Below are 19,820 nucleotides of genomic sequence, written 5' to 3' on the forward strand. Positions count from 1 at the left end.
AAAAGAGAGCCCTCGCCTCGTCAGTTCAAAGGCGGGTAGCAATCCACGAGCGATCTGCTCATGGCATCGGCAGGTCTCAGGCGAAGAGGGGCGGAGGGCGCTGGAAGAGAGCGGGACGGTCAGGTTCCGAGCGGTACAGAACATCATTACTGTGGGAGGCGGGAACCCAGCGCGTCCTGTCCTCAAGCCGCCCGAAGAGAAAGATCGGCAACAGAACGCAGCACAACGGCACGAACATGGGATGGATCGCCACTGCAGCTACCAGCAGCAACGCCAGTACGCCAACGAGAGCCAGAATCCATGTTGGTAATCCGAACCATCGATGCTGATCGCGACCGTTCACGCCGTCAGTATAACGGCGGCACAGCGCAACTTGCGTGCCTGAACCCGCTCTGACAGGAGTAACATCTATATAGAGATGCTTTTCGCAGCGAAAATCCCGGTGAATCTTCCCGACGTGGCGTCCTGCCACGACTTCGCCTAGCTACGCTCACGCGCCGGCACCTCTATCCCCTTGATCTTCAAGTTCCCAGCACCCAGGAGTTCCCCCATGTTCGACCGCCTCGACCAGATGGAAGCGCGTTATGAAGAGCTTGGCCAGCAGCTTGCCGACCCTGCGCTCATCTCCGACCAGAAGAAGTTCACCGAAGTCGCCCGCGCCCACCGCGAGCTTGAGCCCGTCGTCGAAAAGTTCCGCGAATACCGGCAGGTGAAGCAAGGCGTCGCCGATGCGAAGACCATGCTGGCCGAAGACGACGCCGACATTAAGGAGATGGCCGAGGCCGAGCTGCTCGCGCTCGAGCCGCGTATGGCCGAGATCGAAGAGGAGTTGAAGATTATGCTGCTTCCCAAAGACCCGAATGATGACAAGAACATCGTCATCGAGGTCCGTGCGGGAACCGGCGGAGACGAGGCCTCGCTCTTTGCCGCAGAGGTCTTCCGGATGTACCTGCGCTTTGCCGAGCAGCATCGCTGGCGCGTCGAGATTCTCTCCGAGTCGCCGAGCGAAGTGGGCGGCCTGAAGGAAGTCACCGCCATCTTCGAAGGCGACAAGGTCTACTCGCAGATGAAGTACGAGTCCGGCGTGCATCGCGTACAGCGTGTTCCGGCCACGGAGACCCAGGGCCGCGTGCACACCTCGGCCATTACCGTCGCCGTGCTGCCTGAGGCTGAAGAGGTCGACGTCAAGATCGAGCAGAAGGACCTTCGCATCGACACCTTCTGTTCCTCCGGACCGGGCGGTCAGTCGGTCAACACGACCTACTCGGCGGTGCGCATTACCCACCTGCCCACGAACACCGTCGTCAGCTGCCAGGACGAGAAGTCGCAGATCAAGAACCGCGAAAAGGCGATGCGCGTTCTGCGCTCACGGCTCTACGAGGTGGAGATGGAGAGGCAGCACGCCGCGCAGGCCGCCGCGCGCAAGTCGCAGGTCGGCTCCGGCGATCGCTCCGAGAAGATTCGCACCTATAACTTCCCGCAGAACCGCCTGACCGACCACCGCATCGGCCTTACCAATCATCAGCTCGCCATGGTGATGGAAGGCATGCTGCAGCCAACGATCGATGCGCTGATCGCGCACGATATCGCCGAGAAGATGAAGGCCCAGACCACGGCAGCCTGATCGGCGAAGCAGTCGCAGATACGGACGGTCCGGCACCACGCAGATGGTTGCCGGGCCGTCCTGTTTGCGAATGGGAGAAGCCGTCATTCCAGGCGGCCTCTTTTGAAGAATTCCAGTTTTAGAAGGCGTATTTGAGCGAAAGTTGAATGGCTCGGCTGCCTCCGAAGGAGGAGATCACGCCGAAGTTGGAGGGCACGTTGGCCGCGACAGTAGCGGCGGGAGCATTGGGAAGTGGATGGTTGAGCGCATGGAAGATATCCGCGCGAAACTGCAGGTATTGCTCCCGAAAGGTTGGGAAATTCTTCGACAGCGACACATTGGTATCCGTGTGACGCGGAGCGACCAGATTGTTACGTCGTTCGTTGCCAAGCTCGTAGAGACCGGGCTGCACAAAGCATGCGGTGTTGAACCAGCGGTCGATCGTAGGATGGTCCAGCTTTGCATCGCAGACCTGGTTGGCGCGCGATGCGTGTGAGCCGCCCGTGTTGGAGTTGTCCGTCGCCGAGATGTAGAACGGAAATCCTCCATTCATGGAAAAGATACCGCTCAGGTTCCATCCTCCGATAGTCTCTGTCAGGATAGGATTCTGGTTGGCCCAGCGGCGGCCGCGGCCAAAGGGCAGCGGCGCAACACCGCTCACCTTCACCACATGCTTCTGGTTGTAATCGGCCGGACCCCAGTCGCGGCTCAGATCGGTACCCGATGCAGGATAGAGCTCTTCCGTGGTCAGAATGTCCATCGCTTTTGAGTACACGTAGTTGGCGTTGAAGGAGATTCCGTTGCGAAAGTGTCCGCGCCACTCCAGCTCCAAACCGTTGTAGTTGCCGGCGCCGAGGTTGGAAGCCTCCAGCACATCGCCCACCCACGGGTAGGGCCGCCGGCTCTGCAGGGTTCCAGGGTTGTTCGGATCGGCAGGCAACGAAGCCTGGTTGGGATTGTGACGAATCTGTGTGTGCGTGCTCTTGTTACCCAGATAGGAGATCTGTATGACGGTCTGCGTGCCGATCGACCTTTGCACCGCCAGATTCCATTGCTGCACATACGGCGTTGGATTATTCAACGCCACCGTGTACGGCGCCTGCGAGGAGGACGTGGGATGCGGATCGAAGGCCTCGTAGGTGGGCACGACCTGCGTGTTGGTATACGTGTGATTTTGCAGGTAGTAGTTTGGAGGGTTGAGCATGAGGAACTGATAGTTGTTATAGAGCGGAAGGGCGTAGTAGACGCCATAGCCTCCGCGGACCGTCATATTCGAAGTGGCCGCATACGCAAATCCGAATCGTGGAGCGATGTCGTCGTAGCTCTGGCGAAAGGTTCCGGCGTGCGTTGTGTTATCGCTCACGTTGTAGACGTGCGAGTGTCCGTTGGCATCCGCCGGAGCCTGGTAGAAGTCGTACCGCATGCCCAGGTTCAGCGTCAGCTTGTTGGTGACACGCCAGTCGTCCTGGAAGTACGGCATAAAATTGTACTGTCGCAGCGCGACCGTGGAAGCGCCGATTCCGGCCTCGGCGTTATAGGGCAGTCCCAGCAGAAGATCGGCAAGATCGCTACCGCCCGTGGGTTTGGCCGCGTGATTGTTGGTGTAGATACCGCTGAAGCGGAAGAGGCCGTTGTTATAGACCGTCCAGTCGGCATTGAAATGGACGCGGTCAAGCTGGAAACCGACGACAAACGTGTTTCGTCCATGCACCCAGTTCACTTCGTCGGCATACTGAAACAGGTGCTGCCTGGCTCCATCCGGAGCAGTAGCGTTGCCCAGGCTTGTGTGCGGGGCGGTGAGATACACGATGGGAGGCGCCCACTGCTCCGGCGCGGGCGACAAAGCCGTCAGGCCAAACTCCTGCGAGTAGTTCTTGCGGCCGTTGCCGCTGATCCGTTCCTCGATATCGGAGTAGTTGTAGCCAAACCGGCCCGTGTTCACCACATTGGGCGAGAAGATATGCGTCCACTCGGCATAGGCATTCTTCGCCTCGCGTGTGGAGGCGCCGTTGAAGATATTGCCCAGGACCCAACTCGGCGACGTATCGGCAGGATCGGTCGTCGTGTACGAACCGTGCAGCGTGTCTTTGCCGCCAAGAATGTAGTCCACACGACCAAAGTACAGATCGTAATCGGTACGCGCCGCTCCGCGCGCATAGTAGTTGTAGCCCGGATTCGGATTGCCCGTGGGGTCCGGGAAGTACGCGAGAAATTTCTTCGCGAAGTCGGAGATATGAGTAATTTTGTTTCCAGGAAATGGCTGGATCGTCTTTGTTACGGGGTTGTAGGTGCTGGGATCGTAGATCGTGAATTTATCGGCTGAAAAATCGCCCTGCTTCTCTGCCACCGTGGGCACGTTGGCATTAAGGATCGAAAGACTCGATTGCCTCAGGCCGGAGTAATCAAACAGAAAGAACAGCTTGTTGTGGAGAGTCGGCCCGCCCACGTTGGCACCGAACTGGTTGTAACGAAGCTGCGCCTTGGTGGTGTTGTTCTTTACATAGGCGTTCAGATCGTCGTTGCGGAGAAAGTCGTAGACGCGTCCATGGAACTGGTTCGTGCCGCTTTTGGTAACCACATTGACGACGTTCGGCTCGTCAAAACGCGCGCTGGCTCCATTGCGAACGATCGAGACTTCGTGCGTTCCCTCGATCGACGGCTGAATGTTTGCCGTTTTGGTCAACAGGTTGTAGTTCGTAACGCCGTCTTCCAGGAACGATTGCATGCCATAGGCATTGCCGCCGATCGTCAGAGCGTTGGACGTGACCCCAAAGAAGTTAATGTCCGACCGGCTATTGCCGGAGCCGGTGTATCCCTGCACATTGGCCGATTGCGTCAGCGTGGAGAAGACATTGCGCCCGTTTGACGGCAGGTTCTCGATCTCCTGCGACGTCACCGTATCTGCCAGCTGGTGGCTCTGCGTCTCCAGCGAAAGCGACGTGGCTCCAACGTCTACCGTCTGGTTCGAGGTGCCAACCTTCAGGATTGGATCCCATCGGGAGATATGGCCGGCCGTCAGGATGACCTCGGTCTTCTGTGTGGCAAAGCCCGGCGTGCTCACAGTCACGGTATAGATTCCCACCGGAAGATTGGCGAAGCTGAAAGCACCATCAGAGGCGGTGGTGACGTTGCGCGTCAGCCCCGTATCCCGCGATGTCGCGGTGACCGAGGCGCTGCCGACGGTAGCACCTGAAGGATCGTTCACCACGCCATTCACCGTTCCGGTCGTGTACTGCGCCAGCGCAGGAAGCGAAAACATAAAAGCGGCAACGGTGAGGAGAAACTTCGTCAGGATTGGGGAGGGCGGTGGTTTCTTGCAGAAACGTCGAACGAACATCACAAAGGCTCCGGTGGGCATGACATGCGCGGCAAAAAACACGAGCGCCGCCCAAGCATCCGCCTGCAAACAGGGGGCGGAGGTTTGGGCGGCGCTCGATGTCTCTGCCGCTTCCAGAAAGGATATTGCGGCTGTTGGGGAGCCTTTGTCAATCCTGGGACAACTTCTTAACCGGGTTGTAATTTCATCGATGCGTCTCGAGCTGTTTTCATTCAGGCGTAACTTTTGCTGCGCTAATCTGGCCTTGAGCGAATGGAAATCTGGAAGCTTTGTCTCAGAAAGAAGGAGACAGGGCAGCCATAGTTACACCGCTACGCGGCCGCAGGGCGGCTCTGGCGATGGCTCCGAGAAGATCCGCACCTACAACTCCGGCAGAACCGTCTCACCGATCACCACGGCAGCCTGACGCAGCCACTGATATGGACGGTCCGGCCTGCGCAGATAGTTGCCGGGCTGTCCTGTCTTCGGAGATGATGGTTGCCGAAAATCGATGGAGGCACGGGATGGACCTCTCTTTCAGAGGGCTGGTGGTCGCTTTCGTGATGTTTCGCGGCATAGCCTGCGCGCAACCGGCAGGCACGCGAGCCGAAGGCCTCTCCCTTGATGCCATCCTGATGCGGCTGCAGATTCATCAATGGGAATACGAACGGAATGTTCCTGACTTCTTCGCGGATGAGTGGGTCGTCTCCGAGATGCATGGCATGCACACTCCGCAGGTGCAGACCATCACCGACTCGGTCTTCCGGCTTCGGCGTGGTGACCGAAAAACCTTTCCTCCAGTCCTGATCGAGACACGCACGGTGCTCAGCACAAATAGTGTTGAAGCGAAGGGAGGCCAGTTCAATGGACCATCGGTCCTGATCGGTGCCTTCAGCAACGGCCTGGCTATGGTGACACTGCAGCAACGCATCTGCTTCAATTTCCGGATGACACATCATCGCGATGTGCATCACGTCCCGACTTTTGCCATCGAATATGAGCTGAAGCCGCAGGCTGTGGGGATTCCAGGATGTCTGCCCTGGCCCGGAACCCGGGGAGAAGCCATCATCGATGCGAACACCTTCGATACGCTCCATTTTCAGATGTACGTTCCGCGCTACCCTATCGTCCCCGACATCCGGGGGCCGTGGCGCTGGAGCGTAGAGTACGCGCCGGTCGTTCTGGACGGGCACCGTTACTCCATGCCAAAGAAGATCGTCTCCGAATCAGAGTCTATGGACGGCGCATTCGTGTGGACCTTCCGCGCCGGTTATCGCAACTATCACAAGACCGGCGTGCACACGCGCATCATCACCAATCTCGACGGCCAGACTGAGAGTGCTGGCCACCCACCTGGCAAAGACTCGCAACCGCCGACGCCATGATCTTGAGTTCCCCGCTGCCTTGCTTGAGAGCCTGGGCACATCATCGAGGGCGCTCAACTCGACATGTTCACGCCGCCCCGGGGCTTTGCAAGACGCAATTCATGGTCAGTGTTCATCCGCGGCTCGCTCTCACATTCCACTACGAGTGTGGTTACCGGGTGATCCGGAGCCTTTTCTGGGAGACCTGTGATGTGGACCCGCCAATCGTCCTGAGTGAATGGAAGGGAGGCAGCGCTCGACAGCAGGCGTACGGACTTCACCTTCGTCTGCAATCCTGAGAGCGCAACATCGCTGCCCGGCCAGAAATGGACGTGCATATAAAGAGTGTTTCCGCGCCGTGTGAACATCGCATAGGAAGGACGCCACGGCTGGCAGAGATCGGTGTTGAAGATCGATTCGCCATTGCGCTTCAGCCAGTCTCCCACTTCGGTCAGGATCTTCACGGAGGGTTCGGGGAAGGCGCCGTCCGGCATCGGGCCAACATTGATCAGAAAGTTGCCCTGATCGCGGGCGCATGTAATCAGGTTGCGCAGGTGGGTCCGCGGCGACTTCCACTCATCGTCGGCCGCGTCATACCCCCAGCTTTCGTTCAGGGTCATGCAGCTCTCCCAGGCGCGTCCGTTGTGGGAGGCAATGATGCTCTGCTCGGGAGTGGAGAAGTCGCCGAGTGCGCGGTTGCGTCCGTTGACGACAATGTCCGGCTGAAGCTCGAAGACCATCCTGTTCATGCGCTCGGCCTCCCAACCGTTCGCATCGAGCGTCTGGCTGCCGTCGTACCAGAGGATGTCGATCTTGCCGTAGTTGGTGAGCAGCTCGCGAATGAGGCCGAAGGTGTACTCGATGAAACGCGTGCGTGCCTCTTCATCGATGGAGCTGCGTTCGCCGTCGGGGTGGTGCCAGTCCATGAGGGAGTAGTAGATGCCCACCCGCATTCCCGCTTCGCGAGCCGCCTCGACGTACTCGCGGACGATATCGCGTTTGGGGCCCTGCTTGACGGAGTTGAAGTCGGTCAACTTCGTGTCGAAGTTGCAGAAGCCTTCGTGGTGCTTGGCCGTAACCACCATGTATCGAGCCCCGGCGGCCTGCGCGATCCTGACCCACTCCTTGGCGAAGCCGGGTTTGGGAGAAAACTCGCGGGCCAGACGCTCGTATTCAGGCCAGGGAATGGCTTCCTTCTCGACCGCCCACTCCTGGCGGGCGTGCAGGCTGTAGAGTCCGTAGTGAATGAAAAGCCCGTAGCGCGCTTCCCGCCACCACTTCAGCCTGCGGACCTGGTCAGCGGTCGGCGGAGGAGCTATCGGCCGCGAAGGCGAAGCCGGGCATGCCTGAGGTGTGGCCGCCTTGGTTTGAGCATCTGCTCCGATAGTGGCCCCGGCGAGCGCAGCTCCGGCGCCAACCAGCAGACTTCGACGGCTGATGTGATCCATCTAAACCCGTTCTCCCTGGCGATATTCAACCCACAGTCCTGCTGTTCTTACGGCTAGAAGAACGGATCAGGCTCCATCCTCTACTCGAGCGTATTGGCGCCGTTCACTGAAATCTTCTGCCCCGTCACAAATCGAGCTCCGTCGCTTGCGAGAAAGGCCACAGCCTTCGCGACATCCTGAGGAACTCCCATCTTCTTCATCGGCAAGGTTTGCAGATACTGGTCGAACTCTGCCTGCGGAGTGCCGACATGGCGCTCCGTCGGGATCCAGCCGGGGGCAACCAGATTGACGGTAATGCCAGTGGGAGCCAGCTCGCGTGCCCAGGAACGGGTCTGTCCCAGCTGTGCGGCTTTCGCCGCCACATAATTGGCGAACCGAGGGTTTCCTAATTCGAAGACCTCGCTCCCGATCTGAACGATTCGGCCAAATTGCCTTTCCTTCATGCGGGGGAGAACACGCTTGACCAGCAGAAGCGGGGATTTCACAAAAAACTCAAGCTGATCAAGATAGCTTTCCCATGTCTGCTCTTCGATTGAAAGCAGAGGCTGAGGTCCCGTTGCATTAACGACCAGGATGTCGATGCCCCCCAAAGCCTGTTCAGCATGAGTGACGAGCGCATCGATTTCGGCGGGATCTCGTACGTCAGCCTTTACGGCCAGCGCCTGCACGCCGAGCTTGCGAATCTGATCGCAGAGATCTTCAGCTCCGCTTTTGCCATTGAAATAGTTGACGACAACATTCATGCCGGATGCACCAAGTTCGAGTGCGATCGCGCGTCCAAGACCGCGCGATGCTCCGGTGACCAACGCCGTTCGCTTCATCGTATGTTCCTTTGACTTTGGCAGTTTTCGCAACACAGAAGGAGTGGATGAGCCCCCATCCTTTCTAGCTTAATGCCCCATGGATGACACTCTGTCATCCATGGGGCATTTCGGTGTGACGTGAGCATCCGCTCGGTGGCTGCAGGATCAAAGGATGTAGCGGCTGAGGTCCTGGTCCTTGACGATGCTGGCGACCTGCTGGCGGACGTACTCCGGGTCGACGACGATGACCTTCTCACGCACACCCGCGGTCTCGCGCTCGATGACGGGAAGGGGCGGCAAGGAACCGGCTCCGTCGGAGGTGGTGGAGGCGGCGATCTGGGCGACGACGCCCTCTTCGGTTGCCTGTGAGCGCGAGGCCTTCATCAAGTCCGGGGCCTGGAAGCTGATCTCGTCGAGCACACGCTCGAGAATCGTATGCAGGCGGCGCGCGCCGATGTTCTCAGTGGTCTCGTTCACCCGGAAGGCGAACTGCGCCATCTCGGCGATAGCCTCTTTGGTGAACTCGAGCCTGAGGCCTTCGGTCTCCAGCAGAGCGACGGCCTGTTTGACCAGCGAACTCTTGGGTTCGGTGAGGATGCGGACGAAGTCGTCGACAGTGAGCGACTGCAGCTCGACCCGGATGGGGAAGCGGCCCTGCAGCTCGGGGATGAGATCGCTGGGCTTGGAGACGTGAAAGGCTCCGGCGGCGATAAAGAGGATATGGTCGGTCGAAACCATGCCGTACTTGGTGTTGACGGTGGTGCCTTCGACGATGGGAAGGATGTCGCGCTGCACGCCTTCGCGGGAGACGTCGGGGCCGTGGCCGCCCTCGCGTCCGGCGATCTTGTCGATCTCGTCGAGGAAAACCATGCCGGAGTCTTCGACGCGCTCGACGGCGAGGCGGGTGACCTGGTCCATGTCGATCAGGCGGGACTCTTCTTCCTGCACCAGGTACTCGAACGCCTCGGCGACCTTCATCTTGCGCTTCTTGGTGCGCTGACCGAAGAGCCCCGGGATCATGTCCTTGAGGTTGATGTCCATCTCTTCGGTGCCCTGGTTGGTGATGATCTCGAAGCTCGGCGTATTGCGGTCGCGCACGTCCATCTCGACGATACGCTCGTCCAACTTGCCTTCGCGGAACTGCTGTCGCAGCTTCTCGCGTGTGCGCTGCTCACGGTCGGCGGGCTTCTCTTCAGCGCTGGCAGCAGCATCGGAGATGCTCGCCGGGAGCTGGATGACATTGCTTCCGGGCTCCTGGGTCGCGGCAACGACGGGCGTTGCTGCAGGTGTGGGAGGCAGCAGAAGATCGAGCAGGCGGTCTTCGGCTGCAAGCTCGGCCTTGTCCTCCACCTCTTCCAGCTTCTCTTCGCGCACCATGTCGATGGCGATCTCAACCAGGTCGCGCACGATGGATTCGACATCGCGGCCCACGTAGCCCACCTCGGTGAACTTCGATGCCTCGACCTTAAGGAAGGGCGAGTTGGTCAGCTTGGCGAGCCGCCGCGCGATCTCGGTCTTGCCGACGCCGGTGGCGCCGATCATGATGATGTTCTTGGGCATGATCTCGTCAGCCAGCTCGGGCGCGAGCTTCTGACGACGCATGCGGTTCCGCAGAGCGATGGCGACGGCGCGCTTGGCGGCCTTCTGCCCGACGACATATTTATCCAGCTCGGCGACGATCTCGCGGGGAGTCATCACGTCGAGGGCGAGTGCCTGATCTTCTGCGGTTCCGGGTAAGTAGATTGCCATGAGTTAATCCTTTAAGTCTTTCATCTTTTCAAGATGATGCAAATCGGCCAAATCCTGCGGGCGTCCTGTGGTCTGCTTGTTCGCCAGGAGATCTTCAAGCGATAGAAAAGGGGCTTTCAAACCCTCTTCTACCTCAAACCAGACTCGCCGGCTCCACGCCGATTCAAAATCCACCCCAGAGAGGCCCTGCAGCACATCGATTCGACTTGGCTCGACTCCAATCTGAAAAATTTCATCCGGGTTCTTACAAAAATCGGTCGCCGACAATCCTTCAAGAGGCACTCCAAATCTGGCTAACGCGCGAAACACCCGTTCGCTGTTTGAACGACTCGCGCGTATGAAAACGTCAAGATCTTTCGTGAGGCGAGGTACACCATACGCATTCACGGCATGGCCGCCGACGACCATATACTCAACGCCCTCCGCGTTGAATGCGGACAATAGGTCCCTTTGGTCCCTGAGCATGGACATCAATCCCTCGCATCCGGTAAGCGTACTCTGCCAGTTCCGTTACAGCGGTCATCTTTTCCAGGACAGAGCGATTGCGCCAATATCGCATCGTCTCGGCTTCCTGTTCTTCGTGACTGGTAAATCTGCGAATGGCGCGGTCCCTGCGAGTTGTATGTGTGTTCTCCATCGATCAGCTCGCCTTCAATTCCTCGATCAGCACATTGCTATTTGTGTAGATGCAGATGTCGCCCGCGATCTTCATGGATTTCTCCGCGATCTCGCGCGCGGAGAGAGGCGTGTTCTCAAGCAGCGCGCGACCCGCAGCCAGGGCGAAGCTGCCTCCGCTGCCGATCGCGCAGATGCCTTCATCCGGGTCGATCACGTCGCCGGTTCCCGAGAGCATCAGCGTGGTCTTCGCATCGGCGACGATCAGCAGGGCCTCCAGCTGACGCAGCATCTTGTCGGTGCGCCAGTCCTTGGCCAGCTCTACCGCGGCACGGCTCAGGTTTCCTGCATACTGCTCCAGCTTCGATTCAAAGCGCGAAAAGAGCGAAAAAGCGTCGGCAGTCGAGCCGGCGAACCCCGCGAGCACCTTGTCCTGGTAGAGTCGGCGAATCTTCCTGGCCGAGTGCTTCATTACCGTCGAGCCCATCGAGACCTGCCCATCGGCGGCCATCACAACCGAATCGTTCCGGCGAACACAGACCACAGTGGTGGACCGAATGCGGCGGCCATCACCCAGATCGAGCGGGTGGGCTATTGAAGCTGGATTGGCAGGTGAAGGAGATCGTCGGGAGAACGAAGTTGCGCGATTTTTGCTCACATCTCAGTATATCGCCAGCCGAAACCCAGAGCCGGGAGGGTTCTGCGGGAGGGTTCGCCGGACGACCGGAAAAAGGATATGACGCAAATGGTTCATTCCGAAGCGTCTTCACCTGGGCTATGCTTTGGCTATACCGCCGTGTTGACTGTCCTGCCAGAGTACCTCCCGGTCCCCCTGCGTTCCCCTCGAAACGCCGCCATGGCTGCCGGAGCCGTGGCCGCTGCTGCCGGACTGGCATGGTTCCTGCTCCGCCGCCGGCGTCCTACGGCTGAGGAGATCGAGCGGGCGAGGCGAAGTCTGCTGGCAATCCAGGGGCGGATCACCGATGGCAGCATCAGCGATGCTCCGTCGAATGACGCGCCTGCCAATGCTCCCAAACTGATCCTCTATAACTACCGGATCGCAGGCGTGGCCTACGAGGCCGCCCAGGACGTAAGCGGACTTGGCGACCTGGTCCGTGATATTCGGGCCGATCTTCCGGTGCAGGTGCGTTACGAGCCGCACAATCCAGCCAACAGCATCGTAGTAGCAGAAGAATGGAGCGGGCTCCGCCTGGGCCCGCACCATGAAGATGGTCCGCATGACACAGACACGGGGACAGACTCCAGGGTGCGGCACACCAGCTAGGCAGGATGGGCGTATTCGCCTTTAAGACAGAGGAAGAATCTGCTTCTCTCCTATCCCGATACAGGCATTCCGGTAGAAAAGCGGATTCCTCCACTCCGCTGCGCTAGGGTCGGAAGGACACCTCTTTTCGGGCAGGCGAATATGACCCTAAGTCGCCCGCTGGATGGATTCAGGTCACGGAGAATACACTTTTAGACATGCACATGGTCGCCACTCCGAACCGGCGGATGCAGCAGGTCCTGAAGGCGTCCATGGGGCTGACCTTCGCCTATGTGCTGGCCACCTTTATATTTGGCCTCAAGGCACACTCGCTGGCCCTGATCTCCGAGGCGGGACATAACCTGAGCGATCTGCTGGCCATCGTGCTCTCCTACGTGGCCGTCTACTTCCAGGGCCGCCCGGCGAACGATACCAAGACCTTCGGCTACCAGAGAGCCGGGGTGCTGGCGGCGTTCGTCAACGCCCTTACCCTGGTGGTGCTCTCCATCTGGATCTTCATCACTGCGATCGAGCGCCTCCGTACCCCGGTTGCCGTTCAGCCAGATGTGATGATGATCGTTGCGGCGGGCGGTGTACTGATGAACGGGACGGTTGCCGCTCTGTTGTGGCGCTTCTCGGGCGACGTCAATATCCGCAGCGTCTTTTTACACATGCTGGGCGATACGCTCTCGACCGCCGCGGTCATCGTCGGCGGCGCTGTCATCCTGTTTACCGGCATCAGCTGGGTCGATCCCGTGCTTTCCCTGCTGATCGCGCTGATGATCCTGTGGAGTTCCCTCGGAATCCTGCGTGAGACGCTGAACATTCTTCTGGAAGGCACACCTCGCAATATGCAGCTCTCAGCCGTACGCGATGCCATGGCAACGGTGCCGGGTGTGCTGGATGTCCACGACCTGCACGTGTGGAGCCTGGGTGAAAGCTCGCACGCTCTGGCCAGTCACGTGACCGTGCGCGAGATGCCTGCCTCCGAATGCGCGTCGATCCTCACCGAGATCAACGACCGCCTGCGTAAACTCTTCCACATCACTCATACGACGATCCAGTTTGAGACCTCCGGCTGCGAGACGACACACGGCTGCTCCTCACCGCCTGAACCGGAAGCCGTCGGCGCCCACGATCACGGACATTCGCACTGAGCCAGCTTCAGCAGAGTGATACAGCGCTTCGGTTATTTAGAGATGTTCTGCGACTGCGGGCTTTGTGGGTCGCCGGAGGACATGCTTTCGCAATGACATGATGGGAAGTTCGATTGCATATCGCGAGATCAGGGTCAGAACGATCGTGATTGCCAGGACGATAACGATGCGCGCGATATACCCGGTCATGTCGTTGGCGCGGAGAGGTCCTCGGAAATGGTCATAGATGTCGCGCACAAAGATGTGAAACATGTAAAACGCGTAGCTGATAAGACCAAAGAAGGTAAGCACGTGCGAACGCAGCCATCGCATGGCTGCTCTGCCGCTGTATGCAATCGAGAGGCCGACGAAGGATCCACAGAGGAACGTAATTGCGGTCGCGCCGACAGCGGAGTGAAACGCAATGCGCCTCGGGTCCTGCGGAATCAAGGCGCAGATACCGGCAAGGGTCATCCCGGACCCAGCAAGCAGCAACAGGGTTCTCCGCCTTGCCGCCAGGCCATCGCCGACACGCTGACAGCGTTCCAGCATGCAGGCCAGCAGGGCACCTATCGCCAGCCCGTCGCAGCATAGATACGTTTGCCAATAGTTATGGTGGCCAAAGAATGCAAAGATGAGGCGCAGAACGATAACGCCGCAGATGATTGCCAGGGCCCAGTGACGCAGCGTAGCTACAGAGCGGCGACGCACGACCGTAGGCCAGATCAGGTAAAACTGCTCCTCCACGGCCAGAGACCAGAAGCCTCCGATCGACGGAATATGAAGCGTGCTGGCAAAGTTGGCGATAAAAAATACGCACAGCAGGACAAAGCGGCCTGATCCTGGAATGAAGATGAGAATTCCAAGCGCGCAAATTGCATAGAGAGGCAGGATGCGAAGGACCCGCTTCCAGTAAAAGTCGCGGTAATAGTCGGGATTGTCACGGTCACGGATGAGGATGGCAGTGATAAGGAAGCCAGAGAGCACAAAGAAGACGTCAACCCCTGTATCTCCAAAACTGCCCAGCCAGAAGAGAACCCGCACGATGGGATTGGTCCATGGAGCAACGTCGAAGCCGGTGAAACAAAGATGATGGAAAAACACCATCAGGGCAGCGATGCCGCGAATCCCGTCCAGCTCCGGCAGATGACCCAATCTGGGGAGACGCTCCTCTCTTCCAGCTGTCGCGACTGGAGTACCGCCGCCCAGTCTCTCTTTGGTCCCTGTCTCCAGAAGATCCTCCCTGAATTCCTATTCGAAGTATCGCTTGAGTCGAAGGAAGCGTCGTTCGTAAAAGTGATAGCTCAGCCATGCCAGTGGAAGCGCAACCAGCAGGGTAGCGCCAGCATTTGCCAAGTGCAGAGCCATCTTTCCGTGGACGTGATCCGCAATCCAGGACATATATAAAAATCCGACCATGGGATGGAGGACGTAGATGCCATAGCTGTATTTGCCCAGCCAGCGGAGCAGAGACGTATCCATCATCGTGTTCGTGACCGATCCGGTGCGGAGCGCCATGGCGATCAGCGCAGTTCCTGCGACGGCAAGGGCACTGTATCCGATGGTATTTACGAGGACATTCTGATCCCAGTAGAACGAACCTGTCTTCCATCCAATGGCGATACAGCAGGCAACCGCTATCCAGAAGGCTGCCGGCGCCAGCCTGAGAATGCGATCTCTCCGCTCCCCACGGATGGCAAGTGCAAGCCATGCCCCTGACAACAGGGAATCTGCTCTGCAGATGGTCGAGGTGTATGTCGTTACAAAGCTGGCGCCGTGCATCAGCAACGCCGTTCGAATCAGGGGAGCGGCCAGGCCGAGGCCAAGTGCGGCCCATATGAGCTTGCGGCGATCGCGTAACAAAAAGATGACGATGGGCCACACAAGGTAGAACTGCTCCTCGACCGCCAGCGACCACAGATGCACCGTGACTCCTCGCAATGCGCCCACCTGAGGCGCGTGCCACCAGAGAGGGGTGTTCTGCAGGTATGCGAGCTGAAGATAAAGCTGACGACCTGTTTCCCACGTCGGACGAAAGACCAGAAACAGAACCAGGAGAACGCCATAGTACAGAGGAAAGATTCGAAGCGCTCGCCGCGCATAAAAATTGCGGAAGTAATGCCGCTCCCCCAGGGAATCGTAGAGAATTCCGGTGATAAGAAAGCCAGAGAGCGCGAAAAAAAGATCGACCCCGACCCATCCGAGATTCTTGATAGTGACGATCAGGTGAAGAAGCGAGGAGCCTGCAGGCTGGTTATTGGATTCGAGCAGGTGGATCATCAGCACCAGCGCGATGGCCAGCCCGCGGACACCATCGAGTGCCCGAATATGCGGCATCCGTCCTGAAGGAGAAGTTGTGCCGCTTGGCGCTGCTGCCGTTGCAACGAAAGTGTCTGCCATCCTAACCTATGTCCCGTGTGGAACGTGTCCCACCCTCCAGACAGGATCGGCAACAGCTCGTAGCTATGGCCCTGTATCCTGCCGCGATCTTTCGTGCAGTCCCAGGAGAACGTCTCGAATCGGTAATAAAAAGGCCGCGTTCCGAAACGCGGCCTTTTCTACTAGCGTAAATTACTTTGTCATCACAAAAGATCAAAAACACTTTACCGGGTGCCCGCAGGCTCGCTCAGTTCGGCAAGCCTCTTCTCGAGAGTAACTTCCAGCTCTTCGAGGGCCTTCGAGAAGCCTTCAATGCCTTCCTTCAGCTTGTCGCTGGCCATCCGGTCTGCGGCATGCATCTTGTCGAAGGTGGCCTTATCCATGGAGATCTTTTCGATCTGCAGAGACTTCGCCTTTTCAGGATCGAGCTTGCGCTCCAGCGTGCCCTGGGTGGCTTCGAGCTCAGCCAACAGCTTGGGTGCGATCGTGAGCAGGTCGCAGCCTGCCAGCTCCTTGATCTCACCCGTGTTGCGGAAGCTGGCGCCCATGACGACCGTCTTATAGCCAAAGTGCTTGTAGTAGTTATAGATCTTGGTCACGGACTGGACGCCGGGATCGTCTGCGCCAACATAATCCTTGCCGGTGTCCTTCTTGTACCAGTCAAGGATACGGCCGACGAACGGCGAGATGAGGGTTACCTTGGCTTCGGCGGAGGCGATCGCCTGATGCATGCCGAATAGCAGGGTCATGTTGCAGTGAATCCCTTCCTTCTCAAGCATCTCCGCCGCCCGGATGCCTTCCCAGGTGGATGCGAGCTTGATCAGCACGCGCTCACGGGAGATACCCGCCTTCTCATACTGGGCGATGATATCGCGCGCGGTCTCAATCGACTTTTCAGTGTCGTAGGAGAGGCGGGCATCCACCTCTGTCGAGACGCGGCCGGGAATAATCTCAAGAATCTTGAGGCCAAAGGCCACCGCCAGCGAATTGAAGGCCAGCTTGGCAATCTCCTTGTCGGTAGCGCCGGAACCCGCGTCTTTCCGGGCCTGCTGCAAAACGTCGTCCACGATGGACTGGTACTCCGGCATGCCGGCGGCCGTCTGAATCAGAGACGGGTTGGTGGTCGAGTCCGTCGGCTTGAACTGCTTAATAGAATTGATATCGCCGGTATCAGAGACCACAGTCGTCATGCTGCGGAGTTGTTCGAGGATGTTCGCCATTGTTTGCTCCTTCGCTGCTTAATTAGATTTTATCAAGTCGCCGTTCGTTGCGTCTGAGAACAGGCCATTACAATCCGGCATCGCCCCCAGGCCGCCGATCTTTGCCCTGTCTATACAACCCGCTCATTCGACGAGCTTTATGAACTCAAGAATACAGGCTGACGATGCTCGGCGGATTTTCCTTCATTCCGCCACGCAGGGATTTCGCAGCGTGCCCAGCCCGCCGATCTCGACTTCAACGGTATCTCCGGCCTGCATCGGGCCTACTCCCGAGGGCGTTCCCGTCGGAATCAGGTCTCCGGGCTCGAGCGTGGTAAACGCCGTAATGTAGCGCAGCAGAAAATCAATCGGGAAGATCAGGTCTTTTGTGGAGCCGTTCTGCCTGACCTCACCATTCAGCCGCGTGGTCACCGTGACCGGCGCGCCTCGAAGCGGGTCGATCTCGTCCGGGCCTGCCAGGACCATGATCGGCCCAACGGGACAGAAGGTGTCCCATCCCTTGCCGCGCGTCCACTGCCCGTCGGACTTCTGGATATCGCGCGCGGTGACATCGTTCACAACGGTATAGCCGCGGATGTACTGGCTCACATCCTCGTCGGGGCCGAGATTGCGGCAGCGCTTTCCGATCACGATGGCCAGCTCGCCTTCATAATCCACTCGCTTTGACAGTGCAGGAAGGCGAATGGGCTGCCCGGCAGCCAGCAGCGACGAGGGCGGCTTGAGGAAGAGGAGCGGCTCCTTGGGAATCTCGTTGCCAAGCTCGGCGGCATGTTCGCTATAGTTGCGACCTACGCACACAATCTTCGAAGGGGTGACCGGCGGCAACAGCGTGAGACTCTCAAGCGGAGCCGCATGGAAGGCGGCTGTCGAATGGTCTTCAAGCGATGCCAGACGCGCAGCCAGGTCCTCTTCCGGAACGATCATGGGACGCATCGCCCACAGCGCTCCGTCCTGCCGCTCGACATAGGCGTAACGGGCAGCACCGGAGGGAGAGAGATATCTGCAATACTTCATCGTCGTTGCCCTTTCCTGAAGTTCTACTGTTGCGGTCCCGCTGTCTCGGTGATCTCCTCCGAGGGGTTGCTCTCGTTGCCGTCGTTATCGACCGCGGTGACCCGGTAGGTATAGGTCGCAGCGGGATCGACTGTCGTATCGGAGAATGCCGGACCCGCGACCGGCTTGCTGGTCATGCGGTTGAACGATCCTGAGGGGCCGGTACGCCGGTAGACGTTGTAGCCTGCAAGATCGCTCTCGGTACTGGCCTGCCAGGAGAGATCGATGACCGGTCTGCCATTCGCTGTTCCCGGAATCGAAGCAAGTCCCGTCGGCGCGGATGGGGCAAAACGGTCCTTCATCGTCAGGCTCGCGGCGGCAGAGACTGTGCTTCGCAGCTCCAGGCGGCTGCCTGCCATCTCCACCACGCGAATGCGCTGCGCCCGATAGGAGTATTGCTGGCCCCGCACCGCCGTGCGATCCACAGTGCCTCCCGGGTCCTTCGCCGGAGCGTCTTCCTTCCCGGTTCGCAGGCGAATCTCGGTTGGCTCCTCTTCCGAAAGATCAAGCTCTGATCGCTGGGCGGGGTGCTTCGCTGCCGCGTGCGTCGCAAGGGTGCGGTCCAGCTCAACCAGGACATTGCCCTCGACGGGCTGCCACTCCAACAGGGCGCCATCGCGCTCTGCGATCGCATGCAGCCCCATCACCGGAGATGGAGCATCGCCTGCAGCCGCGAACGCCGGCAGTGACAGCCCGGCAGAACGTCCTTTTGGATTCAGGATACGCACGCGATAGCCAAGAGGACGCACGGGGTCGGCGGCCAGGGCAGCCGGCAGGGGATCGTCCGCATCCATCGCTCCTGGCTTGACAGTGATGTGAAGCACGACGTCGCAGCCGGCAATCGTCTGGGGAGCAGCAGCCCCGCTATTTTTTCCCGCAGACTTTGCGGCTGCGACTGGCTTTGTCTGCGCAGGATTCACCATCGAGGCATTCTCCTCGCGGCACACCTCGGCGATCAGGGGAGAAGGCACAGCCAGGCCATCGGTAGTCCGCTCCGGAGTCGTCCAGTGCAGGTGGACGTTCTGGCCCACGCGCTGCGCCGTCAGGTCCGTCACCACTCGGGGCAAATGCAGCGAAGGCGGCTGCGGAACCCCAGGGCTGGCGCAGGAGCTTATCAGGAGCGCTGCCGACGAAGACGCCAGGGCAGCCAGCAGGCGCTGTCTTCGGGTTGCAGAAGAAGGGTAAGGCCGGACGTGCATCGGTCTTCAGCCTAGCATCTCCCGGTGATCGTCCGTTTCCTGCATCTCAATGAAAGGTGAGGTTTTTACCCGCAGCGCTGGTAATCTTGGCGAAAAGGTCCGCGCCGGGTGAAAATGGCCTGCTGAAGCGGTTAAATAAAAAGGATGTGAGTCGATGGTCTTCTCCGTGCTGGTCCTTTGTTTCCTGATCGGATGTGTTGCCGGACTGCGCTCCATGACCGCTCCCGCTATCGTATGCGCTGCGGCTTACCTGCACTGGATTCACCCGGCAGGAACGCCGCTTGCGTTTATGGCTGCGGTAGCGACGCTCTGGATCTTTGCCATCTTTGCCATCGGCGAGCTGATCGTCGACAAGCTGCCGAAAACCCCTCCCCGTACAGCCCCGATGGGCCTGATTGCCCGCATCGTCACAGGATCATTGTGCGGCGCGACCGTGGCCGCAAGCTCCCCCAGGAGCATCGCCATGGGAGCACTGCTGGGCGCCGCCGGCGGAGTCTTCGGAACTTACACGGGTTATAACATCCGTCATGGCCTGGTCATTCACATGAACGTGCCCGATATCATCATCGCGGTCATCGAGGACCTGCTCGCGATCACGGGCGGACTCTTCGTGGTTTCGAGGATCTAGGTATGCCCACAGGGTGCAGGGATGTTCGCCTATAGATACAGGA

The 19,820-nt window shown here is 59.1% G+C and carries 19 protein-coding genes; 6 read left to right on the forward strand and 13 right to left on the reverse strand.

What is annotated here, in order from left to right; translation table 11 throughout:
- Window positions 1-76: 76 nt before the first annotated feature.
- Window positions 77-343 (reverse strand): hypothetical protein, encoded by a 267-nt coding sequence (locus tag GWR55_RS12700; RefSeq protein ID WP_162402598.1) that lies wholly within the window; start codon window positions 341-343, stop codon window positions 77-79.
- A 207-nt stretch (window positions 344-550) separates the two neighbouring features.
- Between GWR55_RS12700 and prfA the strand changes: the two genes are divergently transcribed.
- Window positions 551-1,624, forward strand: coding sequence for a peptide chain release factor 1 (prfA, locus tag GWR55_RS12705; RefSeq protein WP_162402599.1), 1,074 nt, complete (start codon window positions 551-553; stop codon window positions 1,622-1,624).
- A 118-nt stretch (window positions 1,625-1,742) separates the two neighbouring features.
- Here the strand turns inward: prfA and GWR55_RS12710 are convergent, their stop codons facing one another.
- Window positions 1,743-4,940 (reverse strand): TonB-dependent receptor, encoded by a 3,198-nt coding sequence (locus tag GWR55_RS12710; RefSeq protein WP_162402600.1) that lies wholly within the window; start codon window positions 4,938-4,940, stop codon window positions 1,743-1,745.
- Between GWR55_RS12710 and GWR55_RS12715 the strand changes: the two genes are divergently transcribed.
- Together GWR55_RS12715 and GWR55_RS12720 are read left to right on the forward strand one after the other, a co-directional pair.
- Window positions 4,918-5,346, forward strand: a complete 429-nt coding sequence (locus GWR55_RS12715; protein ID WP_162402601.1) for a hypothetical protein — start codon at window positions 4,918-4,920, stop codon at window positions 5,344-5,346. The two genes, GWR55_RS12710 and GWR55_RS12715, sit on opposite strands and share 23 nt — an antisense overlap.
- Window positions 5,347-5,443: 97 nt before the next feature.
- Entirely contained in the window at window positions 5,444-6,304 is an 861-nt protein-coding gene (locus GWR55_RS12720) for a hypothetical protein (RefSeq protein WP_162402602.1), read from the forward strand.
- 53 nt (window positions 6,305-6,357) lie between these two features.
- On the opposite strand, the gene GWR55_RS12725 is transcribed toward GWR55_RS12720, so the two are convergent.
- The 6 genes from GWR55_RS12725 to hslV all read right to left on the reverse strand — a co-directional run bounded on the left by GWR55_RS12725 (window position 6,358) and on the right by hslV (window position 11,409).
- A complete protein-coding gene (locus GWR55_RS12725) occupies window positions 6,358-7,731 on the reverse strand; it encodes an alpha-L-fucosidase (protein WP_162402603.1) in 1,374 nt (457 codons plus the stop codon).
- 80 nt (window positions 7,732-7,811) lie between these two features.
- The gene (locus tag GWR55_RS12730) at window positions 7,812-8,552 is read right to left on the reverse strand and encodes an SDR family oxidoreductase (RefSeq protein ID WP_162402604.1); all 741 of its coding nucleotides are present in this window, start codon (window positions 8,550-8,552) and stop codon (window positions 7,812-7,814) included.
- A gap of 147 nt (window positions 8,553-8,699) precedes the next feature.
- On the reverse strand, window positions 8,700-10,283 hold the full coding sequence (gene hslU / locus GWR55_RS12735; RefSeq protein WP_162402605.1) for an ATP-dependent protease ATPase subunit HslU: 1,584 nt from the start codon (window positions 10,281-10,283) through the stop codon (window positions 8,700-8,702).
- Between the two features lie 3 nt (window positions 10,284-10,286).
- Window positions 10,287-10,691 (reverse strand): hypothetical protein, encoded by a 405-nt coding sequence (locus tag GWR55_RS12740; protein ID WP_238398383.1) that lies wholly within the window; start codon window positions 10,689-10,691, stop codon window positions 10,287-10,289.
- Window positions 10,692-10,695: 4 nt separating this feature from the next.
- A complete protein-coding gene (locus tag GWR55_RS12745; protein ID WP_162400419.1) occupies window positions 10,696-10,920 on the reverse strand; it encodes a hypothetical protein in 225 nt (74 codons plus the stop codon).
- Window positions 10,921-10,923: 3 nt separating this feature from the next.
- Window positions 10,924-11,409, reverse strand: a complete 486-nt coding sequence (gene hslV, locus GWR55_RS12750; protein WP_238398778.1) for an ATP-dependent protease subunit HslV — start codon at window positions 11,407-11,409, stop codon at window positions 10,924-10,926.
- Window positions 11,410-11,643: 234 nt separating this feature from the next.
- On the opposite strand from hslV, the gene GWR55_RS12755 reads away from it, so the two are divergent.
- Both GWR55_RS12755 and GWR55_RS12760 read left to right on the forward strand, forming a co-directional pair.
- Window positions 11,644-12,183 (forward strand): hypothetical protein, encoded by a 540-nt coding sequence (locus GWR55_RS12755; protein ID WP_162402607.1) that lies wholly within the window; start codon window positions 11,644-11,646, stop codon window positions 12,181-12,183.
- A gap of 197 nt (window positions 12,184-12,380) precedes the next feature.
- Window positions 12,381-13,319, forward strand: a complete 939-nt coding sequence (locus GWR55_RS12760; protein WP_162402608.1) for a cation diffusion facilitator family transporter — start codon at window positions 12,381-12,383, stop codon at window positions 13,317-13,319.
- Window positions 13,320-13,355: 36 nt separating this feature from the next.
- On the opposite strand, the gene GWR55_RS12765 is transcribed toward GWR55_RS12760, so the two are convergent.
- The 5 genes from GWR55_RS12765 to GWR55_RS12785 form a co-directional block, all read right to left on the reverse strand.
- Window positions 13,356-14,453, reverse strand: coding sequence for an acyltransferase (locus GWR55_RS12765; RefSeq protein WP_162402609.1), 1,098 nt, complete (start codon window positions 14,451-14,453; stop codon window positions 13,356-13,358).
- Between the two features lie 96 nt (window positions 14,454-14,549).
- On the reverse strand, window positions 14,550-15,698 hold the full coding sequence (locus tag GWR55_RS12770) for an acyltransferase (RefSeq protein ID WP_162402610.1): 1,149 nt from the start codon (window positions 15,696-15,698) through the stop codon (window positions 14,550-14,552).
- Window positions 15,699-15,901: 203 nt separating this feature from the next.
- Window positions 15,902-16,897 carry a transaldolase gene (locus GWR55_RS12775; protein ID WP_162402611.1) on the reverse strand — a complete coding sequence of 332 codons (996 nt, stop codon included), beginning with the start codon at window positions 16,895-16,897 and terminating at the stop codon, window positions 15,902-15,904.
- Window positions 16,898-17,080: 183 nt separating this feature from the next.
- The gene (locus GWR55_RS12780; protein WP_202925506.1) at window positions 17,081-17,911 is read right to left on the reverse strand and encodes a fumarylacetoacetate hydrolase family protein; all 831 of its coding nucleotides are present in this window, start codon (window positions 17,909-17,911) and stop codon (window positions 17,081-17,083) included.
- Window positions 17,912-17,934: 23 nt separating this feature from the next.
- Window positions 17,935-19,149 carry a fibronectin type III domain-containing protein gene (locus GWR55_RS12785; RefSeq protein WP_162402612.1) on the reverse strand — a complete coding sequence of 405 codons (1,215 nt, stop codon included), beginning with the start codon at window positions 19,147-19,149 and terminating at the stop codon, window positions 17,935-17,937.
- A 154-nt stretch (window positions 19,150-19,303) separates the two neighbouring features.
- Between GWR55_RS12785 and GWR55_RS12790 the strand changes: the two genes are divergently transcribed.
- On the forward strand, window positions 19,304-19,777 hold the full coding sequence (locus GWR55_RS12790; RefSeq protein WP_162402613.1) for a hypothetical protein: 474 nt from the start codon (window positions 19,304-19,306) through the stop codon (window positions 19,775-19,777).
- Window positions 19,778-19,820: the final 43 nt, after the last annotated feature.

Origin of the sequence: Edaphobacter sp. 12200R-103 (genome assembly GCF_010093025.1) — a bacterium.
Classification (GTDB): Bacteria; Acidobacteriota; Terriglobia; order Terriglobales; family Acidobacteriaceae; genus Edaphobacter.

Coding starts and splice junctions, on each gene's coding strand:
- GWR55_RS12760 (WP_162402608.1), top strand. CDS start 12,381: ATGCACATGGTCGCCACTCCGAACCGGCGGATGCAGCAGGTCCTGAAG.
- hslU (WP_162402605.1), bottom strand. CDS start 10,283: ATGGCAATCTACTTACCCGGAACCGCAGAAGATCAGGCACTCGCCCTC.
- prfA (WP_162402599.1), top strand. CDS start 551: ATGTTCGACCGCCTCGACCAGATGGAAGCGCGTTATGAAGAGCTTGGC.
- GWR55_RS12780 (WP_202925506.1), bottom strand. CDS start 17,911: ATGAAGTATTGCAGATATCTCTCTCCCTCCGGTGCTGCCCGTTACGCC.
- GWR55_RS12710 (WP_162402600.1), bottom strand. CDS start 4,940: ATGTTCGTTCGACGTTTCTGCAAGAAACCACCGCCCTCCCCAATCCTG.
- GWR55_RS12725 (WP_162402603.1), bottom strand. CDS start 7,731: ATGGATCACATCAGCCGTCGAAGTCTGCTGGTTGGCGCCGGAGCTGCG.
- GWR55_RS12785 (WP_162402612.1), bottom strand. CDS start 19,149: ATGCACGTCCGGCCTTACCCTTCTTCTGCAACCCGAAGACAGCGCCTG.
- GWR55_RS12720 (WP_162402602.1), top strand. CDS start 5,444: ATGGACCTCTCTTTCAGAGGGCTGGTGGTCGCTTTCGTGATGTTTCGC.
- GWR55_RS12740 (WP_238398383.1), bottom strand. CDS start 10,691: ATGGTCGTCGGCGGCCATGCCGTGAATGCGTATGGTGTACCTCGCCTC.
- GWR55_RS12775 (WP_162402611.1), bottom strand. CDS start 16,897: ATGGCGAACATCCTCGAACAACTCCGCAGCATGACGACTGTGGTCTCT.
- GWR55_RS12730 (WP_162402604.1), bottom strand. CDS start 8,552: ATGAAGCGAACGGCGTTGGTCACCGGAGCATCGCGCGGTCTTGGACGC.
- GWR55_RS12790 (WP_162402613.1), top strand. CDS start 19,304: ATGGTCTTCTCCGTGCTGGTCCTTTGTTTCCTGATCGGATGTGTTGCC.
- GWR55_RS12755 (WP_162402607.1), top strand. CDS start 11,644: ATGGTTCATTCCGAAGCGTCTTCACCTGGGCTATGCTTTGGCTATACC.
- GWR55_RS12745 (WP_162400419.1), bottom strand. CDS start 10,920: ATGGAGAACACACATACAACTCGCAGGGACCGCGCCATTCGCAGATTT.
- hslV (WP_238398778.1), bottom strand. CDS start 11,409: ATGGCCGCCGATGGGCAGGTCTCGATGGGCTCGACGGTAATGAAGCAC.
- GWR55_RS12770 (WP_162402610.1), bottom strand. CDS start 15,698: ATGGCAGACACTTTCGTTGCAACGGCAGCAGCGCCAAGCGGCACAACT.